This window comes from Pseudocitrobacter sp. CD920760, assembly GCF_057782505.1.
Window position 1 is genome coordinate 4858504 of record NZ_CM173490.1, and the last position, 24015, is coordinate 4882518.

25 protein-coding genes are annotated in these 24015 nt (G+C 54.7%); 6 read left to right on the forward strand and 19 right to left on the reverse strand.

Annotated features, from left to right (window positions below; translation table 11 throughout):
• Window positions 1-95: 95 nt before the first annotated feature.
• From ugpB to livK, 7 genes are all read right to left on the reverse strand, one after another.
• Complete coding sequence (ugpB, locus tag AC1MKH_RS22920) at window positions 96-1412, reverse strand: sn-glycerol-3-phosphate ABC transporter substrate-binding protein UgpB (RefSeq protein WP_276218848.1); 1317 nt, start codon at window positions 1410-1412, stop codon at window positions 96-98.
• A gap of 297 nt (window positions 1413-1709) precedes the next feature.
• Window positions 1710-2462: a hypothetical protein gene (locus AC1MKH_RS22925; RefSeq protein ID WP_442961879.1), complete on the reverse strand. Its 753-nt coding sequence runs from the start codon at window positions 2460-2462 to the stop codon at window positions 1710-1712.
• Between the two features lie 290 nt (window positions 2463-2752).
• Entirely contained in the window at window positions 2753-3466 is a 714-nt protein-coding gene (livF, locus tag AC1MKH_RS22930) for a high-affinity branched-chain amino acid ABC transporter ATP-binding protein LivF (protein WP_015962635.1), read from the reverse strand.
• A gap of 1 nt (window position 3467) precedes the next feature.
• On the reverse strand, window positions 3468-4235 hold the full coding sequence (gene livG, locus AC1MKH_RS22935) for a high-affinity branched-chain amino acid ABC transporter ATP-binding protein LivG (protein ID WP_276218851.1): 768 nt from the start codon (window positions 4233-4235) through the stop codon (window positions 3468-3470).
• On the reverse strand, window positions 4232-5509 hold the full coding sequence (locus AC1MKH_RS22940) for a high-affinity branched-chain amino acid ABC transporter permease LivM (RefSeq protein WP_276218853.1): 1278 nt from the start codon (window positions 5507-5509) through the stop codon (window positions 4232-4234). Before AC1MKH_RS22940 ends, livG begins: the two co-directional genes overlap by 4 nt.
• Window positions 5506-6432: a high-affinity branched-chain amino acid ABC transporter permease LivH gene (gene livH, locus AC1MKH_RS22945; protein ID WP_276218855.1), complete on the reverse strand. Its 927-nt coding sequence runs from the start codon at window positions 6430-6432 to the stop codon at window positions 5506-5508. Before livH ends, AC1MKH_RS22940 begins: the two co-directional genes overlap by 4 nt.
• 54 nt (window positions 6433-6486) lie before the next feature.
• Window positions 6487-7596 carry a high-affinity branched-chain amino acid ABC transporter substrate-binding protein LivK gene (livK, locus tag AC1MKH_RS22950; RefSeq protein ID WP_276218857.1) on the reverse strand — a complete coding sequence of 370 codons (1110 nt, stop codon included), beginning with the start codon at window positions 7594-7596 and terminating at the stop codon, window positions 6487-6489.
• A gap of 420 nt (window positions 7597-8016) precedes the next feature.
• Here livK and panM point away from each other — a divergent pair, with 420 nt between their 5' ends.
• Window positions 8017-8400 carry an aspartate 1-decarboxylase autocleavage activator PanM gene (panM, locus tag AC1MKH_RS22955; protein ID WP_276218859.1) on the forward strand — a complete coding sequence of 128 codons (384 nt, stop codon included), beginning with the start codon at window positions 8017-8019 and terminating at the stop codon, window positions 8398-8400.
• On the opposite strand, the gene AC1MKH_RS22960 is transcribed toward panM, so the two are convergent.
• From AC1MKH_RS22960 to ftsY, 7 genes are all read right to left on the reverse strand, one after another.
• A complete protein-coding gene (locus tag AC1MKH_RS22960) occupies window positions 8366-8902 on the reverse strand; it encodes a GNAT family N-acetyltransferase (protein WP_276218861.1) in 537 nt (178 codons plus the stop codon). The two genes, panM and AC1MKH_RS22960, sit on opposite strands and share 35 nt — an antisense overlap.
• A gap of 3 nt (window positions 8903-8905) precedes the next feature.
• Window positions 8906-9175: a type II toxin-antitoxin system TacA family antitoxin gene (locus AC1MKH_RS22965; RefSeq protein WP_015962628.1), complete on the reverse strand. Its 270-nt coding sequence runs from the start codon at window positions 9173-9175 to the stop codon at window positions 8906-8908.
• 150 nt (window positions 9176-9325) lie between these two features.
• Window positions 9326-10429, reverse strand: coding sequence for a branched chain amino acid ABC transporter substrate-binding protein LivJ (livJ, locus tag AC1MKH_RS22970; RefSeq protein WP_149464102.1), 1104 nt, complete (start codon window positions 10427-10429; stop codon window positions 9326-9328).
• 339 nt (window positions 10430-10768) lie between these two features.
• A complete protein-coding gene (rpoH, locus tag AC1MKH_RS22975) occupies window positions 10769-11623 on the reverse strand; it encodes an RNA polymerase sigma factor RpoH (RefSeq protein WP_015962625.1) in 855 nt (284 codons plus the stop codon).
• Between the two features lie 243 nt (window positions 11624-11866).
• Entirely contained in the window at window positions 11867-12922 is a 1056-nt protein-coding gene (gene ftsX / locus AC1MKH_RS22980) for a permease-like cell division protein FtsX (RefSeq protein WP_149464101.1), read from the reverse strand.
• Complete coding sequence (gene ftsE, locus AC1MKH_RS22985; protein ID WP_015962623.1) at window positions 12915-13583, reverse strand: cell division ATP-binding protein FtsE; 669 nt, start codon at window positions 13581-13583, stop codon at window positions 12915-12917. Before ftsE ends, ftsX begins: the two co-directional genes overlap by 8 nt.
• 2 nt (window positions 13584-13585) lie before the next feature.
• Window positions 13586-15190: a signal recognition particle-docking protein FtsY gene (ftsY, locus tag AC1MKH_RS22990; protein ID WP_276218867.1), complete on the reverse strand. Its 1605-nt coding sequence runs from the start codon at window positions 15188-15190 to the stop codon at window positions 13586-13588.
• Between the two features lie 192 nt (window positions 15191-15382).
• On the opposite strand from ftsY, the gene rsmD reads away from it, so the two are divergent.
• On the forward strand, window positions 15383-15979 hold the full coding sequence (gene rsmD / locus AC1MKH_RS22995; RefSeq protein WP_149464099.1) for a 16S rRNA (guanine(966)-N(2))-methyltransferase: 597 nt from the start codon (window positions 15383-15385) through the stop codon (window positions 15977-15979).
• Window positions 15969-16241 carry a DUF1145 family protein gene (locus AC1MKH_RS23000; protein ID WP_276218870.1) on the forward strand — a complete coding sequence of 91 codons (273 nt, stop codon included), beginning with the start codon at window positions 15969-15971 and terminating at the stop codon, window positions 16239-16241. The genes rsmD and AC1MKH_RS23000 overlap by 11 nt, the downstream gene beginning before the upstream one ends.
• Before the next feature lie 90 nt (window positions 16242-16331).
• Here the strand turns inward: AC1MKH_RS23000 and AC1MKH_RS23005 are convergent, their stop codons facing one another.
• A complete protein-coding gene (locus AC1MKH_RS23005) occupies window positions 16332-16700 on the reverse strand; it encodes a DUF2500 domain-containing protein (RefSeq protein WP_276219322.1) in 369 nt (122 codons plus the stop codon).
• A 135-nt stretch (window positions 16701-16835) separates the two neighbouring features.
• Here AC1MKH_RS23005 and AC1MKH_RS23010 point away from each other — a divergent pair, with 135 nt between their 5' ends.
• Together AC1MKH_RS23010 and zntA are read left to right on the forward strand one after the other, a co-directional pair.
• A complete protein-coding gene (locus AC1MKH_RS23010; RefSeq protein ID WP_276218871.1) occupies window positions 16836-17462 on the forward strand; it encodes a lysoplasmalogenase in 627 nt (208 codons plus the stop codon).
• A 78-nt stretch (window positions 17463-17540) separates the two neighbouring features.
• Window positions 17541-19742, forward strand: coding sequence for a Zn(II)/Cd(II)/Pb(II) translocating P-type ATPase ZntA (gene zntA, locus AC1MKH_RS23015; RefSeq protein WP_327621829.1), 2202 nt, complete (start codon window positions 17541-17543; stop codon window positions 19740-19742).
• 114 nt (window positions 19743-19856) lie between these two features.
• On the opposite strand, the gene AC1MKH_RS23020 is transcribed toward zntA, so the two are convergent.
• The 4 genes from AC1MKH_RS23020 to tusA form a co-directional block, all read right to left on the reverse strand.
• Window positions 19857-21140, reverse strand: a complete 1284-nt coding sequence (locus AC1MKH_RS23020; protein WP_276218876.1) for a TRAP transporter large permease — start codon at window positions 21138-21140, stop codon at window positions 19857-19859.
• An 11-nt stretch (window positions 21141-21151) separates the two neighbouring features.
• Window positions 21152-21661 (reverse strand): TRAP transporter small permease, encoded by a 510-nt coding sequence (locus tag AC1MKH_RS23025; protein WP_015962615.1) that lies wholly within the window; start codon window positions 21659-21661, stop codon window positions 21152-21154.
• A gap of 10 nt (window positions 21662-21671) precedes the next feature.
• Window positions 21672-22655, reverse strand: a complete 984-nt coding sequence (locus tag AC1MKH_RS23030; RefSeq protein ID WP_276218878.1) for a TRAP transporter substrate-binding protein — start codon at window positions 22653-22655, stop codon at window positions 21672-21674.
• 186 nt (window positions 22656-22841) lie between these two features.
• Window positions 22842-23087, reverse strand: coding sequence for a sulfurtransferase TusA (gene tusA, locus AC1MKH_RS23035; protein WP_015962613.1), 246 nt, complete (start codon window positions 23085-23087; stop codon window positions 22842-22844).
• Between the two features lie 199 nt (window positions 23088-23286).
• Between tusA and AC1MKH_RS23040 the strand changes: the two genes are divergently transcribed.
• Complete coding sequence (locus AC1MKH_RS23040; protein WP_276218881.1) at window positions 23287-23952, forward strand: 7-cyano-7-deazaguanine/7-aminomethyl-7-deazaguanine transporter; 666 nt, start codon at window positions 23287-23289, stop codon at window positions 23950-23952.
• Window positions 23953-24015 lie beyond the last annotated feature (63 nt).

The window sequence follows — 24015 nt, forward strand, 5'->3', positions numbered from 1 at the left end:
TTTAATTCCTGAGCAGTGCCGGATGGCGCTACGCTTATCCGGCCTACACATCTCTGTAGGCCGGGTAAGGCGCAGCCGCCACCCGGCATTTCACATTAAGACTTCGTCGATTTCTCAAAGCGGCGCAGCAGCTGATTCCCACGCTCGACGGCAGAATCCAGCGCCTGCTGAGGCGTTTTCTTACCGGTCCACACGCTTTCCAGTTCTTCATCGACAATGACGCGGATCTGCGGCATGTTGCCCAGACGCAGCCCTTTGGTGAACGACAGCGGCGGCTTGTTCAGCATCTGACGCGTGGCGGTATCCGCACCCGGGTTTTTATCGTAGTAGCCCTGCTCGCGGGTCAGGTCATAGGCGGCGGTAGTGATTGGCAGATAACCGGTTTTCTGATGCCACTCGGCGGCATTTTCCGGCTTCGCCAGGAATTCGAGGAACTTCGCCACACCGGTGTAGGTTTCTTTATCTTTACCCTGCATCACCCACAGGCTTGCCCCGCCGATAATGGCGTTCTGCGGCGCGCCTTTGGCGTCTGCATCGTACGGCATCATGCCCACGCCGTAGTTGAATTTGGCATACTGACGGATGTTCGCCAGCGAACCCGAAGAGGCGGTGGTAATCGCGCAGTCGCCGTTATAGAACTTCTCGGTCGATTCGTCTTTGCGGCCCACGTAGCTGAAATCGCCCTTCTTGTTCATCTCCTGCAACAGCGCGATGTGTTTCACCTGCTCCGGTTTGTTGAATTCCAGCACCGCATCCGTGCCGTCAAAACCGTTGTTTTTGCTGGCAAACGGCAGGCCGTTCCAGGCGCTGAAGTTTTCCAGTTGGATCCACCCCTGCCAGCCGCTGGCGTAACCGCACTTCATCCCCGCCGCTTTCAGTTTTTCGGTATAGGCCGCTAAGTCCTGCCAGGTTTTCGGCGGCTGCTCCGGGTCCAGACCCGCTTTTTTGAAGGCGTCTTTGTTGTAGTAGAGAACTGGCGTGGAGCTGTTAAACGGCTGAGAAAGGAGATGCCCGGTTTTCGCATCGGAGTAGTAACCGGAAACCGTCGGCACAAACTGCGACTCATCGAAGTTAATTCCGGCGTCTTTAAACACCTCATACACCGGTTTAATGGCTTTCGACGCCATCATCGTGGCGGTGCCGACTTCATACACCTGCAAAATCGCCGGGGCATTCCCGGTGCGGAACGCGGCGATACCCGCGCTCAGGTTCTGTTCGTAGTTGCCCTTGTAGATGGGCACAATTTTGTAATCCGGGTTAGCGGCATTGAAACGCTGCGCCAGAGAATCAACTTCTTTACCCAACTCCCCTTCCATCGAATGCCAGAACGGAATGTTAGTCACTGCCAGTGCCTGGCCAACAAATACCAGACTGAGCGCCAATCCTGAGGCTGTATGTCGTAACAGTTTCATTGATTATCTCTCTTGTTGTTTCGAATGCGCGATTTCACGCGTTTTATGCTCGCGGGGGTAACATGACATGCTCGAATTACAGAAAAATAACGTTTTTATTACAAAAAAAAGATAGTCAGGCGTCAGAGGGATGGCAAGACGATGACGCTGCGGTGACAGGAAAATGGGAGGTGGGGCACGTATAGGTGAGAGTAAAGAGACAAAAAGTCGCTATTTTAGATCTATTATTTATCTGCCAGCGCTTTTATCTCTTCACCATGTTTTTCCATCAGGGCAGCAAAGAGGAAATGCTTTCATTCATCTGACAATACCTTGCCGGAGTTTTTCATTCGCTATTTTAATCCATTCGCGATGGTATTTACGGTATTGCGACCTTGACCGTTTAGCGGTATCAACAATAGCGACATATTGCTCATTTGCTTCATGAAGGCGGTTCGATTTTTCCAGCATTTCCGCGTAGCGAATCCGTGCTTCTGGGCCAGGGTAGTATTCAACAAGTACCTTGAACTCACTCTCTGCGGCCGCGTAGTCTTCCTGAGCAGCTAAAGCTCTGGCAAAAAGTAAGTGCCCCTCTGAAGATTGAAAATCTGGATTGAATTTAATCAAATCTTCCAGCGTTTGCTGGCAACGCGCAAAATCCTGGGTAGCGAACTCAGCCCTGGCAAGACTCAACATCATCGGTGCTTCATGAGCAAAAATGCCACTCAGCGACTCTCGATAATGAGGGATAGCCTGATGATACCGCCCCAGGCGTGCTAACTCGTTTGCCAGTAAAAAGTGATTCTGATTTGTCTCAGCAATTGATAGCTCTTCCGTCAGTTTTCTAAGATGGCGTTCTGGGCTTATTTTATCCATGGCATGAGAGGTCAATGAACGTCCGTGATAACTGGAACTCGCATCCGGTAGAACCACAAATAAAAAGTAGATAAGGCATCCTATCCCAGGGAACACAAGGATAATAAAAATCCAATAGCGATCATTTCCTGAACGTACAACATGGAAAGCGCAAAATAATTGCACTGCAACCGACAAAATCAATAAGAGTGGCACCGTATTTCTCCCTGAATCAATTATTTACTGAATAATCCATGTAAAGTGCGTGGTATTTAGTGCTACTTATAACTGTCGAAATTAAATAATGGCAATAGCTGAAGGGCAAATTCGGATTTTGATTCTTCCATGAAAAAGGAGCCTTTCGGCTCCTCAGATTGCTGACAAAGTGCGCTTTGTTCTTGCCGGATGCGGCATAAACGCCTTATCCGGCCAACAATTGATAACAAATTCAATCTATTGCGCAAACTTTGTAGGCCCGGTAAGCGTAGCGCCACCGGGCATATGCGTTAACCGCCCAAATACGCACTTCTCACCGCTTCGTTCGCCAGCAGCGCGTCGCCGGTATCTTCGAGCACCACGTGACCGTTTTCGAGCACGTAGCCGCGGTCAGCGAGCTTCAGCGCCTGGTTGGCGTTCTGCTCGACAAGGAAGATGGTCATCCCCTGCTCGCGCAGTTGCTCGATGGTGTCGAAGATCTGCTGAATGATGATCGGCGCAAGTCCGAGCGAAGGCTCATCCAGCAGCAACAGGCGCGGGTTGCTCATCAGCGCGCGACCAATCGCCAGCATCTGTTGCTCACCGCCGGACATGGTACCCGCACGCTGAATACGGCGCTCGTGCAAGCGCGGGAAGAGTTCGTATACCCACTTAATACGCTCCTGGAACTGATCGCGTTCGGCAAAGAAGCCGCCCATCGCCAGGTTCTCTTCTACCGTCATACGCGAGAAGACACGACGCCCTTCCGGGACAATCGCCACCGCTTCGCGCATGATTTTCGCCGTCTGCCAGTCGGTAATGTCTTTATCATCAAAGACAATACGCCCGCTGGTGGCGCGCGGGTCGCCGCACAGCGTTCCCAGCAGCGTGGTTTTCCCCGCGCCGTTGGCACCAATCAGGGTGACGATTTCGCCCTGATTGATATGCAGACTCACCTCATGCAGCGCCTGGATCTTGCCGTAGTGGGCATTGACCTTGTCAAAAGACAACATGACTTTTTCCATTTTATGCCTCACCTAAATACGCACGAATGACGTCCGGGTTGTTACGAATTTGCTCCGGCGTACCGTTCGCCAGCGGCGTGCCCTGGTTCACCACGTAGATGCGGTCGGAAATGCCCATCACCAGCTTCATGTCATGCTCAATCAGCAAAATGGTGGTGTTATGCTCGTTACGTAGCTCGGCAATCAGCTCGTCCAGCTCTTTGGTTTCTTTCGGGTTGAGGCCCGCAGCAGGCTCATCGAGCATCAGAATTTCCGGCTGCGTGACCATGCAGCGAGCGATCTCCAGACGACGCTGGTCACCGTACGCCAGGTTGCTCGCCTGGCGGTTAGCGTGTTCCAGCAGGCCAATACGCTCAAGCCAGGTCGCGGCGCGATCGAGCGCTTCGCTCTGGGCGCGACGGAATGACGGAGTTTTCAGCAGGCCGGAGAAAACGCCGGTTTTCAGTTGTTGATGCTGCGCCACCAGCAGGTTTTCAATCACCGTCATTTCGCGGAACAGGCGCACGTGCTGGAAGGTACGCACCACGCCCATGCGGGCGATTTGCTGGCCCGGCAGCCCTTCCAGGTGCTGGTCGCGCAGCATGATGGTGCCGCCCGTCGGTTTGTAGAAACCGGTCAGACAGTTAAAGACCGTAGTTTTCCCCGCACCGTTCGGGCCAATCAGGGAGACAATCTCCTGCGGATGCAGCTCAAGATTGACGTTATTGACCGCCAGCAGGCCGCCAAAACGCATCATCAGGCCGCTAACGGATAATAATGGCTGACTCATGCCTGCTCTCCTTTCGCTTTCCCGTTTTTCAACTTCATCTGTACACGGGTCATCGGCAACAAGCCCTGCGGACGCCAGATCATCATCAGCACCATCAAACCACCCAGCATTAACATGCTGTATTCGTTAAAGTCGCGCATCAGTTCACGCGAGACCACCAGCAGAATAGCCGCAAGAATAACCGCAAACTGCGAGCCCATCCCGCCCAGTACCACAATCGCCAGCACGAAAGCGGATTCGGCGAAAGTGAACGATTCCGGGCTGACGAACCCCTGACGTGCGGCAAACAGCGTACCGGCAAAACCAGCGAACGCGGCGCTGATGGTAAAGGCCGTCAGCTTGATACGCGTCGGGCTCAGGCCCAGGGAGCGGCAGGCGATTTCATCTTCACGCAGCGCTTCCCACGCACGGCCCAGCGGCATACGCAGCAGGCGGTTAATCACGAACAGCGAGAACACCACCAGCAGCAGCGCCACCAGATAGAGCCAGATCACGCGATCGGACGGATCATACTTCACGCCGAAGAAGTTGCTGAAAGTATCCCAGCCGCCTTCACGCGCGGAACGGCTGAACTCCAGGCCGAAGAAGGTCGGTTTAGGGATCTGGCTGATCCCGTTCGGGCCGCCGGTAATTTCAGTGTTGTTGAGCAGCAGAATGCGAACGATTTCCCCAAAGCCTAAGGTGACAATCGCCAGATAATCACCGCGCAAACGCAGCACCGGGAAGCCAAGCAGGAAGCCCGCCGCCGCGGAAACCAGCCCCGCCAGCGGTAAACACGTCCAGAAACCAAGCCCGTAATAGTGGTTCAGCAGCGCGAAGGTATACGCGCCGATGGCATAAAAACCGCCGTAGCCCAGCACCAGCAGGCCAGACAGGCCAACAACCACGTTCAGACCGAGACCGAGAATGATATAAATCATGGTCAGGGTGGCGATATCGACCGTACCGCGCGACACCATAAACGGCCACGCCACAGCGATCACCAGCAGCGCCACGAGGAACAGTTTCTGTTTAACGGTGGAGCCATCAATCGCCGGCAGAACAAACTTCGGCCCGGAGACGTTTTTCAGGGTGTTCTGGAAAACAGGACGCAGCAACTGGAAGAAGAAGACCACCGCCGTACCGATGTAAACCCACTGCCAGCGAATATCCGCCGCCGAGCCCACCACCAGTTTGGTGCCATCCAGCTGTAACTGAACGCCCATAAAGACGCCCGCCAGAATAAAGAACATGACGGCAGAGAGCAGCGCCATTGCAAAATGCATCGGTTTCATACTTTCTCTACCTCCGGGCGACCCAGAATACCGGTCGGCATCACCAGCAGCACCAGAATCAGCAGGGCGAACGACACCACGTCTTTGTATTCAGTACTCAAATAAGCAGAAGAGAGCGCCTCGGCGATGCCGAGGATCAGGCCGCCAATCATTGCGCCTGGAATACTGCCGATACCGCCCAGCACCGCCGCGGTGAAGGCTTTCATCCCGGCCATAAAGCCGATATACGGGTTAATCACGCCGTAGAACTGGCCGAGCAGTACGCCCGCAACCGCTGCCATTGCCGCACCAATTACGAAGGTAAGTGCAATCACGCGGTCAGTGTTGATACCCAGCAGACTCGCCATTTTCAGGTCTTCCGAACAGGCGCGGCAGGCACGGCCCATGCGGGAATAGCGGATAAACAGCGTCAGCGCCAGCATGGAAATAAAGGTCACAATCCAGATAACCAGCTGCATGGTGGTGATGCTGGCCGAGAAGTTTTCACTGCTGCCAATCGTCCACTGACCGTTAAACAGGCTCGGCAGCGCGACGTCGCGCGAACCTTCCGTCAGGCTAACGTAGTTTTGCAGGAAGATGGACATCCCGATGGCAGAGATCAGCGCAATCAGGCGCTTGGAGCTACGCACCGGGCGATACGCGACGCGTTCAATACTCCAGCCGTAGGCGCTGGCGATAATAATCGCACCGATAAACCCGGCGGCAACCAGCAGCCAGCTGGTATCAATACCCATCATCATCAGGGCAGCGATGATCATAAAGGAGACATAGCTACCGATCATATACACCTCGCCGTGGGCGAAGTTAATCATGCCGATAATGCCGTAAACCATGGTGTAACCGATGGCGATCAATGCATAGGTGCTTCCCAGCGTAACGCCGTTAAACATCTGCTGCATGAAATAGAGAAACTGCTCTGACATAAAATGACCTTTTTCAACCCCTCCGGGTGTTGCGCCCGGAGGGTGGGATGACAGTTACTTCGCCGGGGTTGATGAGCCGTCGGCGTGCCACTGGAAGACACCAAACTCAAATCCCTTCAGATCGCCTTTTTCATCCCATTTCAGCGGCCCAATCACGGTGTTCGCACCGTTTGCTTTCAAATCTTTTACCAGCGCCAGCGGCTCATCGCTGCCGGTACGCTCCATCGCGGTTGCCAGAGACTGCACCGCCGCATAGGTGATCCACACGTACGGGCCGCTCGGATCTTTCTTCTGCGCCTTCAGTGCATCCACAATCGCTTTGTTGGCCGGTTCCTGGTCATAGCGTTTCGGCATCGTCACCAGCATGCCTTCCCCGGCATCGCCCGCGATGTTAGAGAGTGACGCGTTGCCCACACCTTCCGGGCCCATAAACTGGGTTTTCAGGCCGACGGAACGCGCCTGGCGCAGCATCTGGCCCATTTCCGGGTAGTAGCCGCCGAAGTAAACGAAATCGATATTCTCTTTTTTCAGGCGCGCGATCAGCGCCGAGAAATCTTTTTCTCCGGCGGTGATACCGTCGAAGAAGACGATATTGGCTTTACCCGCTTTCAGGCCATCCTGCACGGAACGCGCCAGGCCTTCACCGTACTGCTGTTTATCGTGGATGATAGCGATACGCTGCGGTTTCACCTTCTCCAGAATATATTTCGCGGCGGTCGGGCCCTGAGAGGAGTCGAGACCGGCGGTACGCATGATGTGCTGATAGCCACGCTGCGTCAGTTCCGGGTTGGTTGCGCCCGGCGTGATCATCAGAATGCCTTCATCTTCATAGATGTCGGAAGCCGGCTGCGTGGAGGAGGAGCAAAGGTGACCGATAACGTACTGAATGCCGTCGTTGACGATTTTGTTGGCCACGGCAACGGCCTGTTTCGGGTCGCACGCGTCGTCATACTCCACGCCAACCAGTTTGTTGCCTTTAATGCCGCCTTTAGCGTTGATGTCTTTAATCGCCTGACGCGCGCCATTGAACTCCATGTCGCCCCACTGGGCGACCGGACCAGACATCGCGCCGACCACGGCGACTTTAATATCCTCTGCCATCGCAACATGCGACATTGCCAGTGCGATCAACCCTGCGATCGCTGTTTTCGCATTCGGTCTCATTTTTATGGATCCCCACTCATGACGTGATTTATTTATTTTGTAGTTTTATGGTTAAAACGCACTTTGTTCTTTTTTTAAACAACGCTATTTTTACCAGTCTCTTTAATGGTTTAGCGCAGTTTTTTGGCTACAACCAGACTAAAATCTCTATTTTTCAGTCTATTAAGCAGAGATAATATTCTGTATTTCTGTCGATATAAACAAAAAAAGTCCAGAATTCAGCATAAAATAACGGTACATAAGGCGGAATAAATCACTACTTTTCAGGGTAAAACACTGCCTATTTTTCAATCCATACTGGATAAAACTGCCTTTATCTGGCTAAAAAAATTAATCAGCTAATGAATGGATAAAAAACAGAATCGCCCTGAAAGGAAAATTAGGTACACTCAGTTACCCGTTTTGGCAGGATTTTTTCGAATGAAACTGACCATCATCCGCTTACAGTACTTCAGCGAACAGGATCGTCTCGATCTGGCAAAAATATGGCCGGAGTACGACATCGACACGCTCACCCTTGATGACAACCATCGTATTTATGCGGCACGCTTTAACGAGCGTCTGCTCGGCGCCGTGCGCGTCACGCTTGCAGGTACTCAGGCGACACTCGACTCACTGCGCGTGCGCGAAATCACCCGCCGTCGCGGCGTGGGGCAATATCTGCTGGAAGAAACGCTGGCGGATAACGCGCAGGCATCCAGCTGGTGGATGGCGGATATCGGCGTGGAAGACCGCGGCGCAATGGCGGCGTTTATGCAGGCGCTGGGCTTTACGGCGCAGGCGGATGGGTGGGAGAAGCGGTAAACAGTCTCTCGATTGATTGGGTAGGATAAAACAGCGCCCGACGATTCTCCCGAACCAGCGGGATAAAGCCCAGCGACAGATAAAAAGCATGGGCTTTATCATTCAACGCTTCGACAAACAGGCCATAAATACCCACGGCCTGTGAGGCCTGATACACCACTTTCATGGCATGTGTCACCAGCAGCGCACCCCATCCTTCTCTCTGAAGCGATTTATCCACCGCCAGCCTGCCTAACGTAACACTTGGGATGTTCTGATAAGGGATTTTCTTTTGCCCTGCTTTCGAAGGCAGCGCCAACCGCTCAAAACAACTCCCGGACAAGGTGTAATACCCTAACACCACATTCCCGTTTCTGAGCACATAACCACGCAGGACTTTGCCATCATGTTGGCGGCGCAGATGCTCTTTCAAAAAGAGATTCAACGACGCTTCGCCGCAATCAAACTGATGCCAGTCATACTCCACATCATCCTGGAGAATCTCAATAATCAGATCTTGCACGCTCTACTCCATGTCTAAAAGACGTCTCGCTGCGCGTTTCAGTTTTTCGTTCGGCTCCGGAGGTGTATCAAGCGCATCCATCACGCGTTTCCAGGAGTCCTCATTTAAGACAATGCGTCGATGCTCTTCGATGACAGCCGCAGCCCTTTCCGAGGCGCTGTTCAGCATGAACTGAGTCACGGACTGATTGGTGATCGCCGCGGCTTCCTCAATCATGCTTTTATCATCATCACTCAACCGGAGATCGATTCGCTGTTTTTTTAGTGCTGGCATAACAGCCTCTTAATTTTTAACTTCAATTTGTACGGAAAATTACCGTACAAACAACTATACGCCAGTTAACAATGTTGGCAATAGTTGTATAAAAAACTCGCAAAAAAAAGCCCCGGTCGTAAACCGAGGCCTGTTATTCAAGGAATAGCCTTATTTGGCGTCAGTCGCCGTGCCGTTAGCGTGCCAGTCGAACACACCGAACTCGAAGCCTTTCAGATCGCCCTTCTCATCCCATGACAGCGGCCCCATTACGGTTTCTACGGAGTTCGCTTTCAGGTATTTTGCGATTTCCGCCGGGTCTTCAGACTGATTCAGGCCCGCCTGCAGTGATTGCAGCGCAGCATAGGTGGTCCACACGAATGCGCCGCTCGGATCCTGTTTCTTCGCCTTAATCGCATCCACAATCGGTTTGTTCGCCGGGACCTGGTCATAGTTCTTCGGCTTGGTCACTAACAGACCTTCCGCAGAGTCGCCCGCGATGTTAGACAGTGAAACGTTCGCCACGCCTTCCGGACCCATAAACTGGGTTTTCAGGCCTGCCGCGCGGGACTGACGCAGGATCTGCCCCATCTCAGGGTGATAGCCGCCGAAGTAGACGAAATCGATGTTCTCTTTCTTCAGACGCGCGACCAGGGTCGAGAAGTCTTTCTCGCCTGCGGTGATGCCGTCAAAGAAGACCACGTTGGCGTTGCCTTTCTTCAGGTTGTCCTGAACGGCACGCGCCAGGCCTTCACCGTACTGCTGCTTATCGTGCACGATAGCGATACGTTGCGGCTTCACTTTATCGAGAATGTATTTTGCCGCGGTTGGGCCCTGGTCAGAGTCCAGGCCGGTGGTACGCAGCAGCAGGTGATAACCGCGGGCGGTCAGCTCCGGAGCGGTCGCCGCCGGGGTGATCATCAGAATGCCTTCATCTTCATAGATATCAGACGCGGGCTGAGTGGAAGATGAGCAAAGGTGGCCGATAACATATTTGATGCCATCGTTAACCACTTTGTTCGCCACCGCGACCGCCTGTTTCGGGTCACAGGCATCATCATATTTTACGATTTGCAGCTTATTACCCTTGATGCCGCCTTTGGCGTTGATATCCGCAACCGCCTGCTCAGCACCGGTAAACTCCTGGTCGCCATACTGCGCAACCGGGCCAGACATCGCGCCCACGACCGCGACTTTAATGTTCTCTGCGAAAGCCATGTTACTGAACGCCAGCGCAATACATCCTGCCAGTAACGCTTTACCCTTCATGTTCATCCTGAGGTTCCCCATTGTTATGGTGATTGTATTTGTTGTGATGTTGTTGTGTGACACGTTATTCTGCTTTTATCTATAAGATAAGCATATGATAGTAGTAAGAACCGATGCATGCGGTGTCATAGCAGCATAGTCTGCTAAAAACATACCCCATTTTTCGGATTTTGAAACGAGAAATTTGGAAGGGATGTAACAGATTTATGACATTCTCAGTGCCGATAGCGATTGCCGGATGGCGCTTCGCTTATCCGGCCTACCTAAGAATGTGCACGATAAAAAAACAAAAACCCCCGGACTCGCATCCAGGGGTTATCGGGTACTGCTTAACGCGTTGCGCGGTTACGCTTCAATCGCGGCGCGCAGTTTTTTCATCGCGTTCTTTTCCAGCTGACGTACACGTTCCGCTGAAACGCCGTAACGATCGGCCAGTTCCTGCAACGTCGACTTGTTGTCTTCGTCCAGCCAGCGCGCGCGGATAATGTCCTGGCTACGTTCGTCCAGACCCATCATCGCGTCAGTCAGCTTGTTGGCTGCCTGCTCTTCCCAGTTATCGTCTTCGATGCCGTCGGCAAAGTTAGACGTTTTATCCTGCAGATAAAGCACCGGCGCCATCGGCTGGCTGTCGGACTCGTCGTCGGAAGACATGTCAAAGGTCATGTCTTGTGCCGCCATACGGGATTCCATTTCACGGACATCTTTGCTGGATACGCCCAGTTCGCGCGCGACCATCTCGACTTCATCCTGGTTGAACCAGCCCAGACGCTGCTTGGTTTTACGCAGGTTAAAGAACAGCTTACGCTGTGCTTTGGTCGTTGCGACTTTCACGATACGCCAGTTACGCAGTACGTATTCATGAATTTCCGCTTTGATCCAGTGTACGGCGAAAGAGACCAGACGCACGCCCACTTCAGGGTTGAAGCGACGAACGGCTTTCATCAGGCCGATATTACCTTCCTGAATCAAGTCAGCCTGCGGCAGGCCATAGCCCGAGTAGTTACGAGCGATATGAACAACAAAGCGCAGGTGAGACAGGATCAGCGTTTTAGCTGCTTCCAGATCGCCCTGGTAATGCAGCTTTTCAGCGAGCGCCCGCTCTTCATCAGCCGTCAACATCGGCCATGCGTTCGCAGCCCGGATGTAAGACTCCAGGTTACCAACAGGGGCTAAAGCTAAATTTTGCATTTCTTTGGTCATTCAATCCTCTCAATCAATATCGTCTGGCGGTTGAGCAACAACCGTGCCAGAGCTTTTGAGCAACGAGATTATCATTCACTCTTTTATCAGACAGTGATTTTATCCACAAGTTCAATGCAACACTGTGAATAGATTACGCACAAAATGTGACACTCGATAAGCGAGGGCAGGGGAAAGGTAAGAGTGGAACGTATCCCCTGCTAACGGGAACTCGTAGCAGGGGAAGAGTATAACAGAACTTTATTACTCGGGAGTAAATCGACGTAAATGTTGTGCGGTGGCAAGCCATGCCGCAATCCATCCGATCATCGAGCAAACCAGCAGCAGTAACAGGCACTCATCGAACGATAAGCCACTGAGTTCAAACTGAGTTCCGAAAACACGCGCCACTTCAGTCACCGCAGAAGAGAGCCGCATCACCAAAATTTCTGACAGAATCAGTGAAAGAAATGCGCCGGAAAAACCGAGCAGCGCGCCACCATAAAGGAACGGACGCAGAATGAAACCATCCGTTGCGCCAATCAATTTCTGCACGTTAATGGTATCGCGACGGGCAAAGATGCTCAGACGCACGCTGTTACCGATGACGAGGAATACCGCCGCCACCATCAGCACGCCGATCATGGCGGATACGCGGCCCACCAGCCCGGTCAGCGACGCCAGGCGCGCAAACCAGCTGTCATCCATACGCACTTCGTCCACGCCATCTACCTGCGCGACGCGGTCACGCAGGGTATTGAGCGAGTCAGTGCCCTGGAAATCGAGTTTCGGTATCACCACGGCCACCGCAGGCAACGGGTTCTCTTCCAGCATATCCAACGCCCCACCAAAGCCGGACCAGTTGCGGAATTCGCCCAACGCTTCATCACGGGAAAGGTAGTTTACCTTTTCTACACCCTGCTCCGCCTGCAACTGCGCGACCACGCGCGCCGCCGCATCGTCATCCAGCGTTTTTTGCAGATAGACCGTAATCTGCGGCGACGGGTAATATTGCGACGCCGCCGTGTTCACGTTCTTGTAGACCATATAGCACACGCTGGGCAGAGTCAGGGAGATGGCGATCACCATCACCGTCAGGAACGTCGCGAACGGCTTGCTTTTCAGGTCCTGTAATGCGCCCTGCCAGGCATAACGCACCTGCTCGTTGAACACATTGGTTTTGCGGTTAGCCGGTTTCGGTGCGGCTTTCGGGCGTTTTGGCGCGTTACGCCCACCGCCGCCTTTACCCACCGATTGGCGAATACGATCCAGCCTGCCGCCGAACTGGCGGATGTGATTCATTGCTTCGCGTTTATTCACCCGTGTGGCCTCCATGCAAATGGCCGTCGCTCAGCGTCAGCATGCGGTAAGCGCGGCTGGAGATGAGGCCCAGGTCGTGGGTCGCCATCAATACCGTTACGCCAACGCGGTTAAACTCTTCGAACAGGCGCAAAATGCCTTCCGACAACGCGTTATCGAGGTTACCCGTTGGTTCATCCGCCAGCAGAACGGCAGGCTTGTTCACCACCGCACGGGCAATACCCACGCGCTGCTGCTCACCGCCAGAAAGTTGAATCGGGAAGTTTTTCGCTTTGTCGAGCAGCCCGACTTTATCCAGTGCCGCCGAGACGCGACGGCGGATATCATCATAGCTTGCTCCGGCAATAATCAGCGGGATCGCCACGTTATCAAACACTGTGCGGTCCATCAGCAGATGGTGATCCTGGAAAATCATGCCGATCTGGCGACGCAGGAACGGCACCTCACGGTTTTTCAGGCGGCTGATATCATGCCCGCTGAAGTAGATTTTCCCGGCGCTGGGCCGTTCAATCCCACAGATAAGCTTCAGCAGGGTACTTTTCCCTGCGCCGGAATGGCCGGTCAGGAATGCCATCTCGCCTGGTTGCATGTGGAAGGTCACTCCCTGCAACGCTTGTCTCCCGCCGAGATAGGCTTTGCTGACGTGTTCAAAGCGAATCATTGTTAATCCTCTCGGGCAAAAAGTGCCTCAATAAAATCGCCCGCTTTAAACGGACGCAAGTCCTCGATACGTTCGCCAACACCGATATAGCGAATCGGAATACCGAACTGGTCAGCCACAGAGAAGATAACCCCACCCTTCGCCGTACCGTCCAGTTTGGTGAGCGTAATCCCCGTCAGGCCAACGGCTTCATGGAACAATTTGGCCTGGCTTATTGCGTTCTGACCGGTGCTGGCGTCAATTGTCAGCATGACTTCATGCGGAGCCTCAACGTCGAGCTTTTTCATGACGCGGACAATTTTCTTCAGCTCTTCCATCAGGTGCGATTTGTTCTGCAAACGCCCTGCGGTATCGGCGATGAGTACATCGACGTTACGCGCCTTCGCCGCCTGAATAGCATCGAAAATCACCGATGCGGAGTCCGCGCCCGTGTGCTGCGCGACCACCGGAATATTGTTGCGCTGGCCCCACACCTGAAGCTGTTCCACCGCTGCTGCGCGGAAGGTATCGCCCGCCGCCAGCATTACCGATTTGCCCTGCTGCTCGAACTGACGCGCCAGCTTACCGATGGTGGTGGTTTTACCCACGCCGTTGACGCCAACCATCAGAATGACGAACGGGGTTTTGCCTTCAATATTAAGCGGTTCATCCACTTTTGCGAGAATATCGCCCATTTCATCTTTCAGCAGGCCGTAAAGGGCTTCGGCATCGCGAAGCTGTTTGCGGCTGGCGCTTTCGGTCAGGCTGCTGATGATTTTACGGGTGGTTTCCACGCCGACGTCGGCAATCAACAGCTGTTCTTCCAGCTCTTCAAACAGATCATCGTCGATTTTCTTGCCACGGAACAGGCTGATAAATCCGGAACCGAGATTTTCTTTTGTTTTCAGAAGGCTGCGCTTGAGTCGCGCGAAGAAACCTTCTTTGGTCGGTTTTTCTTGTTCCTGTTGCTCAGGCTGTTCCTGCTGCTCTTCAACGGCTTCGTCGTCGATAGCGTTTTCTGCGGCATCAGCAGCGGCCAGCGCCTGCGTCTCGAGCTCTTCATCGCTAATCACCGGCTCGTCTTCGACGAGGATTTCTTCGGCGACAGGCTCTACGGCTGCGGGCTCTTCAGCAGCCGCTGTTTCTACGGCAGGCTCTTCAGCAACAGGCGTTTCAACGACGGGCTCTTCAACCACGGGTTCAACAACCGCGACCTCTTCAACCCGCGGTTCGGCCTCCTGAACAGGCTCAATCACCTCTTCAACGATAACCTCTTCCGGCTGCACTTCCGGCTCAGCAATGTCTTGCGCAATCTCTTCAGGCAGCGGCAGCTCTTCGTGCTCAATTACCGCTTCTGGCGCGACTTCAGGCTCAACCGGCTCAACGGGCTGCGGCTTTTCGCTCTCCGCAACCTCTTCGGTAACCTCTACCACCTCGGCGGCGAACGCTTCGCTCTCCTGCTGAGTGTGTTCAGCAGGCGCCTCGACAACCGCCGTATCATCCTGCGCAGGCTGCGCTTCTACCGCCGCCTGTTCTTCGATTTTTTGTTCAGATTCAACGTCCTGCTGCTGTTCTTTTTGCCCAAAGCCCAGCCAGGAAAAAAAGCCACGTTTCTTCTCTTTTGCCATTTGCGACTTAACTCCTCGCGGTTTATTTATGGCGCTGTTTCGCCATAACAGGGGCGAAAGCTAAAATAATGATGAAATTAGTCGGTTAGTCTACCACTTAACGCGGCGCGCATCACCGCCTGCGGATTAAGGTTTCGCCGAAGTAAGCAGATCGTTAGAATAGCAGGCCAAAAGAGCGACCTGAGCAATAAAATGAAGAAACCAACCTCTGCGGGCAGCGGCCAGATCCGGATTATCGGCGGCCAATGGCGTGGCCGAAAATTACCGGTTCCGGACAGCCCCGGCCTGCGTCCTACCACCGATCGCGTGCGTGAAACCCTGTTTAACTGGCTGGCGCCATCAATGGTCGATGCCCAGTGTCTGGACTGCTTCGCCGGAAGCGGCGCGCTCGGGCTGGAAGCGCTGTCGCGCTATGCGGCTGGCGCAACGCTGCTGGAGATGGACAAACAGGTCGCCCAGCAGTTGCAGAAGAATCTCGCCACGCTGAAAGCGAATCAGGGCAAAGTCGTGAATACGAATACGCTCTCATTCCTCAACCAGCCGGGCACGCCGCATGATATCGTTTTTGTCGATCCGCCGTTCCGTAAAGGGCTGCTCGCTGAAACGCTCGCCCTGCTGGAGAACAACGGCTGGCTGGCGGACGATGCGCTTATCTATGTTGAAAGTGAAGTGGAAAATGGCCTGCCAGCGGTGCCGGTAAGCTGGGAACTGCACCGTGAGAAAGTCGCCGGACAGGTGGCATACCGCCTGTACCATCGTGAAGCACAAGGAGAAAAGGATGCTGATTAATCTGGGCCGATTACTGATGCTGTGCGTGTGGGCGTTTTTAGTGCTCAATCTTTTCCAGCCTTTCCCGCGCCCGCTGAATATTTTCGTTAACGTCGCGCTGGTGTTTATGGTGCTGATGCACGGCATGCAACTGGCGTTGTTGCAGTCCACCATCCCGAAGGATGGCCCGCAGATGACCAAATCAGAGAAGGTGCGAATCTTCCTGTTTGGCGTTTTTGAACTGCTGGTGTGGCAGAAAAAAATCACGCCGAAGAAGAAGTAATGTGCGGTTTTTTGCCGGATGGCGCTGACGCTTATCCGGCCTACAAATGAGTGCAAACCGTAGGTCGGGTAAGCGTAGCGCCACCCGACATCACTGCCCCAAACTCTCCGCCTCAAACGCCACAAACCGCGAACCTTTATAACTCAGCACGCCTTTGTCGCCCACCGTCAGCGCATGATACTGCACGTCGTCGAGGCGAAAATGCATCTCCAGCCCGCCCTGTTCCGGCTTAAAGCTCACGTCATAGCGCATTGAACTGCCCGCCGGGATTTCCGTTTGCTGGCGCGAGCGGCGATCGTTGAGCACTTTTTCACGCTTATTGCTGACCGTGACGCGCTTTTGCATCAGCGGCGCAGCCTCGTTTTCCTGCTTCTCCCGCCGCTGCTGCACATAGCGAAACGACGCGGCAATCACGATAATTGCGACCACGACGACAAAAAATAACGGCATCTTACTCATCATCACATCTCATAGGAATTTACGGAATTCGGGCGATACGGCATGGAAGGCGATTGTCATTAGGCGCTCATGAACACTACACTGAAGACCAAGACTACGCGTGTAATACCTAATTAATGATAACAGGGACTTAATATGCTTTGGTCGTTTATTGCTGTCTGCTTATCCGCATGGCTTTATGTCGATGCATCCTACCGTGGCCCGGTCTGGCAGCGCTGGGTATTTAAACCGGTTACCCTCATTCTTCTTCTGTTTCTCGCCTGGCAAGCGCCGATGTTTGAGGCGGTTGGCTATCTGGTGGTGGCGGGGCTGTGCGCTTCCCTGATTGGCGATGCCCTTACGTTATTACCGCGCCAACGCCTGCTCTATGCCATCGGCGCATTCTTCCTGTCGCATCTGCTGTACACCATTTGGTTTGCCAGCCAAATGACGCTCAGCATTTTCTGGCCGCTGCCGCTGGTGCTGCTGGTCATTGGCGCACTGCTGCTGGCGGTTATCTGGAGCAAACTGGAAGAGCTGCGTATCCCGGTCGCCACCTTTATCGCCATGACGCTGGTCATGGTCTGGCTGGCGGGTGAACTGTGGTTCCTGCGTCCCACCAGCCCGGCGCTTTCGGGCTTCGTAGGTGCGGCACTGCTGTTGCTGGGGAATATCGTCTGGCTGGTTAGCCATTATCGCTATCGCTTCCGCGCCGATAATGCCATTTCGTCGGCCTGCTACTTCGCCGGACACTTTTTGATTGTCCGCGCGCTCTATCTGTAAAATGGCTCTTGACTCTGGAGTCGACTCCAGAGTGTATGCTGCGTTTAATGAAACAACGATCATTAACCGGAGGATACCATGTCGACTCCAGAGACGAAGCCCGCTAAAGCGCCGCAGTTTTCCTCGCTGAAGTTTACCCCTGCGCCTGCCAAAACGGACGACTGCTGCTGCGACGGCGAGTGCGCATCAACCGTTGCCGAAAACCTGCCGGATGCCCGCTACAGCTGGCTTGTCGATGGCATGGACTGCGCCGCCTGCGCCCGCAAAGTCGAAACGGCGGTAAGCCAGATCCCCGGCGTTAAACAGGTCAAAGTGCTGTTCGCCACCGAAAAGCTGCTGGTCGATGCCGATGACGATATTCGCGACCAGGTCGAACGCGCGGTCACCGCCGCCGGGTACACACTGCGCGGCGAAAACGCACCGAAAACGGAACAAGCCCCTTCCCGTCTGCGTGAAAATCTCCCCCTCATTCTGCTGACGCTGCTGATGGTGATCAGCTGGGGGCTGGAGCATTTCAATCACCCGCTCGGGAACGCCGCGTTTGTCGCGACCACGCTGGTTGGTCTCTATCCGGTGGCGCGTCAGGCGTTACGCCTGATCAAAAGCGGCAGCTGGTTTGCCATTGAAACGCTAATGAGCGTCGCAGCCATCGGCGCGCTGTTTATTGGCGCGACAGCGGAAGCGGCGATGGTGTTGCTGCTGTTTTTAATCGGCGAACGACTCGAAGGCTGGGCGGCGACCCGCGCGCGTCAGGGCGTGAGCGCGCTGATGGCGCTGAAACCCGACACCGCCGTGCGCGTGCGTGGCGACCAGCGTGAAACCGTCGCGCAGCAGGATTTACGCCCTGGTGATGTGATTGAAGTGGCGGCTGGCGGGCGCTTACCTGCCGACGGCACGCTGCTTTCTCCCTTTGCCAGCTTTGATGAAAGTGCCTTAACCGGTGAATCTATTCCGGTGGAACACAGTGCGGGCGAGCGCGTCAGCGCCGGAGCCACCAGCGTCGATCGTCTGGTACAAATCACCGTGACTTCACAGCCTGGCGACAGCGCTATCGACCGCATTCTGCGTTTAATTGAAGAAGCGGAAGAGCGCCGCGCGCCGATTGAGCGCTTTATTGACCGTTTCAGCCGCATCTACACCCCGGCGATTATGGTCGTGGCGCTGCTGGTTGCGCTGGTGCCGCCGCTGGCATTTTCCGCGCCGTGGCTGGAGTGGATCTACAAAGGTCTGACGCTGCTGCTGATTGGCTGCCCGTGTGCGCTGGTTATCTCCACTCCGGCGGCGATTACCTCTGGCCTGGCAACCGCCGCACGCTACGGCGCGTTGATTAAAGGCGGCGCGGCGCTGGAACAACTGGGCCGCGTACAGCAGGTGGCGTTCGATAAAACCGGCACCCTGACCGTCGGCAAACCGCAGGTGACATCCGTTGTCGCTACCGCGGAACTTGACGAAAACAGTTTGCTGGCGCTGGCCGCCGCCGTGGAGCAAGGCTCAACGCACCCGCTGGCGCAGGCCATTGTTCGTGAAGCGCAACAGCGCCAGCTAACGCTACCCGCAGCCGACAACCAGCGCGCGCTGGCAGGTTCCGGTATCGAAGCGGACGTTAATGGGCAACGCATTCTGATTTGCGCGGCGGGTAAATTCCCGGCGGATGCTCATCTGATGCAGATTGAAGAACTGGAAAAAGCCGGTAATACGGTAGTGCTGGTGACACGCGAAGAGACACTGCTGGGTGTACTGGCGCTGCGCGATACGCTGCGTGATGACGCCCGCGAAGCCATCGATACCCTGCATACGCTGGGTATTCAGGGCATTATCCTCACCGGTGATAACCCGCGCGCGGCGGCAGCCATTGCGGGCGAGCTGGGGCTCGATTTCCGCGCCGGGCTGCTGCCGGCGGATAAAGTCACCGAAGTTACCGCGTTGAATGCGAAAGCGCCGCTGGCGATGGTCGGCGACGGTATTAACGATGCGCCGGCCATGAAAGCCTCCACCATTGGCATTGCGATGGGTAGCGGTAGCGACGTGGCGCTGGAAACCGCCGATGCCGCGCTGACGCACAACCGCTTAACCGGCCTGGCGCAAATGCTGCGCCTGGCGCGGGCCACCCACGCCAACGCGCGGCAGAACATCGCCATCGCGCTGGGGTTGAAAGGCATTTTCCTCGTCACCACCCTGCTTGGCATTACCGGGCTGTGGCTGGCGGTGCTGGCGGATACCGGGGCAACGGTACTGGTCACGCTGAACGCACTGCGATTGTTGCGGATGAAGCTTCGGTGATGGGTTTGCCGGATGGCGGCTGCGCCTTATCCGGCCTACGGTAAGATTTCGGAGTGCCAATACATTCGTAGGCCGGATAAGCGAAGCGCCATCCGGCAACAACGCGCACCAAACTCACATCCCCAATACCCCCGGCAGCCATAGCGATATCGCCGGAACGTAGGTCACCAGCGCCAGCACCACCAACAGCATGCCGTAGAACGGCAGCATCGCTTTCACCACGCTTTCGATCTTCTGTTTACTCACCGCGCTGGCAACAAACAGCACCGAACCCACCGGCGGAGTAATCAGGCCAATCCCCAGATTCACCATCATGATCATGCCAAAATGTACCGGGTCGATGCCCAGCGCATTGGTCACCGGTAGCAGCACCGGCGTCAGAATCAGGATAATCGGCGCCATGTCCATCAACGTACCAATCAGCAGCAGCATAATGTTCAGATACATCAAAATGACGTACTTGTTATCTGACAGCGACGTAAAGAACCCGGTGATACGCACCGGAAGCTGCATATAGGTCATCACCGCGCCAAACGCGGCAGCAAAACCAATCAAAATCATCACGATACTGACGGTTTTCACCGTCCGGCACATCAGCTTCGGCAGTTCGCTCCACTTATAATCCCGGTAGATAAACATGGTCACGAAGAACGCCCACAGACAAGCCACCGCTGCCGATTCTGTGGCGGTAAAAATCCCGGAGAGAATACCGCCGAGAATAATGACCACCGTCATCAGCCCCCACAGCGCATCGACAAAAATCTTCACCGCTTGTTTAAACGGGATGCGCTCCCCTTTCGGATATCCGCGTTTGTGAGCGAAACCAAGACACAGGATCATCAGGCACAACCCCAGCAACAGCCCAGGCAATACGCCCGCGATAAACAGCGAGGCGATAGAAACCGTGCCGCCCGCCGCCAGCGAGTAAATCACCGAGTTATGGCTGGGCGGGATCAGAATCGCCTGCACCGAACCGCTCGCCGTCACCGCCGCCGCGTATTCGCGCGGGTAGCCCTTCTTTTCCATCTCCGGGATCATCACGCTGCCGATAGACGCTGTATCCGCCACCGATGAACCGGAAATCGCGCCGAAAAAGGTCGATGCGACGATGTTCACCAGCGACAGCCCACCGCGAATAAAGCCCACAAACAGATAGGCGAAATTGACCAACCGCCGGGCGATGCCACCCTCGGCCATGATCGCTCCCGCCAGAATGAAGAACGGGATCGCCAGCAGGGTAAACTTGTTCACCCCGCTGGTTATCTGAATCATTAATGCCTCCAGCGGCAGGTCAATCCAGAGCGCGCCGGCTACGGCACTTAAGCCCACCGCGAACGCGACAGGCATCCCCACGGCCAACAGAATGGCGAGGGTGAAAAGCAAAATAAACGCATCCATTTTTCACCTCATTAACCGTGGTTACCGATGAGCACCACCGGGCGGTGTTCCTGCGAACCGAACAGCAGGCGCTCAATCACAAACAGAATCAGCACAGCGGAACCCACCGGCAGCGGCAGATAGCTCTCGCCGGAGGTCATTACCGGAAATTCCGCAACGGGCTGCTCCCACAGTTCGACACAGAGCCAGAAGCTGTACCAGAACATCAGCACAGTCACCAACAGCATCAGTAAGTCCACCAGCCGCGCCGCCGCTTTTTGCAGCGCAGCGGGCAGGCGGTCGGTGAGCATATTGACCGCGATATGCGACCCGGCGCGATAGCCCACCGCCGCGCCGATAAAGGTGAAGGTCACCATGCAGATAATGGCAATCGGCTCCGGCCAGGATTCGCCCCGGTTAAGTACATAGCGAGAGAAAATGCCTACCGGGATGACAATGGTCATCAGCAGCAGTGACAGCCCGGCAACCCACATCGCCAGCATGTAAAGCCGGTCCATTGCACGCGAAAAATGCTCTGACATAGGGCCTCCGCTACTGGACATCAGCAATGGCGTTCATCAGGTCCTGATGCTTTTCGCCATACGCTTTTCGCACCGGTTCCGTGGCCTGAACAAAGAAGGTTTTGTCGATTTCGTGGAACTGCACGCCACCCGCTTTCATCTTCGCCAGCGCCTGATCGTTATAGGCTTTCCACAGTTCACGCTGCTCCAGCTGCGCTTCATGGGCCAGGGTGATGATTTTTTGCTGATCGTCCGCGCTCAGTTTGTCCCACTTCACTTTCGAGTAGAGCAGCATTTCCGGGGTAATAAAGTGGCCGCTCAGGGTGTAGTTTTTGGCGACGGGCAGGTAGTTATGGGCGATAAACGTCGGCGGATTATTTTCCGCGCCGTCAATCACGCCCGTTTGCAGGCCGCTGTATACCTCACTCACGCCCATCGCCACCGAGTTCGCCCCCATATCTTTTAGCGTCGCCAGCGCAACCGGGCTGCCCTGCACGCGGATCTTCATGCCCTTGAGATCTTCCGCCTTCAGCACCGGCTCTTTGGTGATGAGATTACGCGTACCGGAATCCATCCAGCCGAGGAAGACCAGCCGTGATTTCGGATTGTTAGTGAGCTTGTCGCCAATCTGCTTGCCGATATCGCCGTCGATCACCTTATGCATATGATCTTCATCGCGAAAAACATAGGGCAGCGTGAAGACTTCGATATCGGGCAAAATCGCCGCGACCGGGGCCATCGATACGCGGATCATGTCGATCGCCCCCATCTGCGCCTGCTCGATCATCTGCTTCTCATCGCCCAGCACGCCGCCGGGAAAGACTTTAATCTCCAGCTTGTCACCGGTTTGCTGTTTGAGTTTGTCCCCCATGTGCTGCACCGCCACCACGTTCGGGTAGCCTTCGGGGTGAACATCAGCGGCTTTGATCACCTGCGCCGAGGCGTAAGAGGTAAACAGGAGAGTGGCGGTTGAAAGGCACAAAGCGGCCACGAATGGCTTAACAGTCATCTTCATCGGTCGGCTCCAGCGGTATTTTTGCGGTAAGAGATAAAACGTTGTTTTAGTTTTCCGCTTAAAAACTAGACGGGAAGTGCGAGGTGGGCGGTGAGATAACTCACAAAAGAAACAATTTCGAAACGCGATTTTAACGATGTGATAACGATATTTCAGGACAGATCACATAATCTGCCCTGACAAAAACTAATGGCTTTTACGCAGCAGGTAGCGATACGGCAGGGTGTCAGTCTCTTTGGCAATCAATTCATGTTCCATGAACGTGCAGAAACCGGGAATATCGCGGGTGGTTGCCGGATCGTCGGCAATAATCAGCAGCGTTTCGCCCACGGGCATCGTGCGCACGGTTTTGCGCACCATCATTACCGGCTCCGGGCAACGGAGGCCAAGGGCATCTAAAGTATGGTTTGGGCTGGCGAACAGATCGGTCATTGTGGTCTCACCGTAGAAAAATCGGCCTTAGTTTACGCCGTGATTTCTGTGACGCAAGTCAGGTTAACGATTGCGTGAAAAACAACCATTGCAATGCCGCACGGAAGCAGTATCATTCGCTCCCTTATCGCGCAGGTAACGATAAGAATACGAACAGTTTTATTGGGTTCCCTCACCCCAATCTCTAAAAAGGTACAATATGACTCCCTTTACATCCGTACAGCGCAAGCACGCGCTGGTTTGGCTATCGCTATTCCATTTGCTGGTTATTATTTCCAGTAACTATCTGGTGCAGTTGCCAGTTTCTGTTTTTGGCTTCCACACCACCTGGGGCGCGTTCAGCTTTCCGTTTATTTTTCTCGCGACTGACCTCACCGTGCGCATTTTCGGCGCGCCGCTGGCTCGACGCATCGTCTTTGCGGTGATGCTCCCCGCGCTGATGGTCTCCTACGCTGTTTCATCACTTTTCTATATGGGTGAATGGCAAGGCTTTGCCGCGCTGGCGAGCTTCAACCTGTTTGTCGCCCGTATCGCCGCCGCCAGTTTTATGGCCTACGCGCTGGGGCAGATCCTCGACGTGCATGTCTTTAACCGCCTGCGCCAAAGCCGTCACTGGTGGCTTGCGCCGACAGCCTCGACGCTGTTCGGTAATATCAGCGATACGCTGGCCTTCTTCTTCATCGCCTTCTGGCGCAGCACCGACCCGTTCATGGCGCAGCACTGGGTGGAAATCGCACTGGTCGATTACTGCTTTAAAGTGCTGATCAGCATCATCTTCTTCCTGCCGATGTACGGCGTGCTGTTAAACATGCTGATGAAAAGGCTGGCAGACAAATCCGATTTGTCAGCAATGCAGCCAGGTTAAAGGTTCGTTTTCCGAGTTGTGATAAGATGGGTGAATGAGCCGTTAATGGCCGTTTATCGAAAG

Excerpts from the sequence above, each read along its gene's own strand:
- AC1MKH_RS23000 (WP_276218870.1), top strand. The coding sequence starts at position 15,969 with ATGCTGATTAATCTGGGCCGATTACTGATGCTGTGCGTGTGGGCGTTT.
- livH (WP_276218855.1), bottom strand. The coding sequence starts at position 6,432 with ATGTCAGAGCAGTTTCTCTATTTCATGCAGCAGATGTTTAACGGCGTT.
- AC1MKH_RS23040 (WP_276218881.1), top strand. The coding sequence starts at position 23,287 with ATGACTCCCTTTACATCCGTACAGCGCAAGCACGCGCTGGTTTGGCTA.
- livJ (WP_149464102.1), bottom strand. The coding sequence starts at position 10,429 with ATGAACATGAAGGGTAAAGCGTTACTGGCAGGATGTATTGCGCTGGCG.
- ftsE (WP_015962623.1), bottom strand. The coding sequence starts at position 13,583 with ATGATTCGCTTTGAACACGTCAGCAAAGCCTATCTCGGCGGGAGACAA.
- ugpB (WP_276218848.1), bottom strand. The coding sequence starts at position 1,412 with ATGAAACTGTTACGACATACAGCCTCAGGATTGGCGCTCAGTCTGGTA.
- zntA (WP_327621829.1), top strand. The coding sequence starts at position 17,541 with ATGTCGACTCCAGAGACGAAGCCCGCTAAAGCGCCGCAGTTTTCCTCG.
- rsmD (WP_149464099.1), top strand. The coding sequence starts at position 15,383 with ATGAAGAAACCAACCTCTGCGGGCAGCGGCCAGATCCGGATTATCGGC.
- ftsY (WP_276218867.1), bottom strand. The coding sequence starts at position 15,190 with ATGGCAAAAGAGAAGAAACGTGGCTTTTTTTCCTGGCTGGGCTTTGGG.
- livF (WP_015962635.1), bottom strand. The coding sequence starts at position 3,466 with ATGGAAAAAGTCATGTTGTCTTTTGACAAGGTCAATGCCCACTACGGC.
- AC1MKH_RS23030 (WP_276218878.1), bottom strand. The coding sequence starts at position 22,655 with ATGAAGATGACTGTTAAGCCATTCGTGGCCGCTTTGTGCCTTTCAACC.
- AC1MKH_RS23010 (WP_276218871.1), top strand. The coding sequence starts at position 16,836 with ATGCTTTGGTCGTTTATTGCTGTCTGCTTATCCGCATGGCTTTATGTC.
- AC1MKH_RS22940 (WP_276218853.1), bottom strand. The coding sequence starts at position 5,509 with ATGAAACCGATGCATTTTGCAATGGCGCTGCTCTCTGCCGTCATGTTC.
- AC1MKH_RS23005 (WP_276219322.1), bottom strand. The coding sequence starts at position 16,700 with ATGAGTAAGATGCCGTTATTTTTTGTCGTCGTGGTCGCAATTATCGTG.
- rpoH (WP_015962625.1), bottom strand. The coding sequence starts at position 11,623 with ATGACCAAAGAAATGCAAAATTTAGCTTTAGCCCCTGTTGGTAACCTG.
- AC1MKH_RS23020 (WP_276218876.1), bottom strand. The coding sequence starts at position 21,140 with ATGGATGCGTTTATTTTGCTTTTCACCCTCGCCATTCTGTTGGCCGTG.
- AC1MKH_RS23025 (WP_015962615.1), bottom strand. The coding sequence starts at position 21,661 with ATGTCAGAGCATTTTTCGCGTGCAATGGACCGGCTTTACATGCTGGCG.
- panM (WP_276218859.1), top strand. The coding sequence starts at position 8,017 with ATGAAACTGACCATCATCCGCTTACAGTACTTCAGCGAACAGGATCGT.
- livK (WP_276218857.1), bottom strand. The coding sequence starts at position 7,596 with ATGAGACCGAATGCGAAAACAGCGATCGCAGGGTTGATCGCACTGGCA.
- AC1MKH_RS22965 (WP_015962628.1), bottom strand. The coding sequence starts at position 9,175 with ATGCCAGCACTAAAAAAACAGCGAATCGATCTCCGGTTGAGTGATGAT.
- livG (WP_276218851.1), bottom strand. The coding sequence starts at position 4,235 with ATGAGTCAGCCATTATTATCCGTTAGCGGCCTGATGATGCGTTTTGGC.
- tusA (WP_015962613.1), bottom strand. The coding sequence starts at position 23,087 with ATGACCGATCTGTTCGCCAGCCCAAACCATACTTTAGATGCCCTTGGC.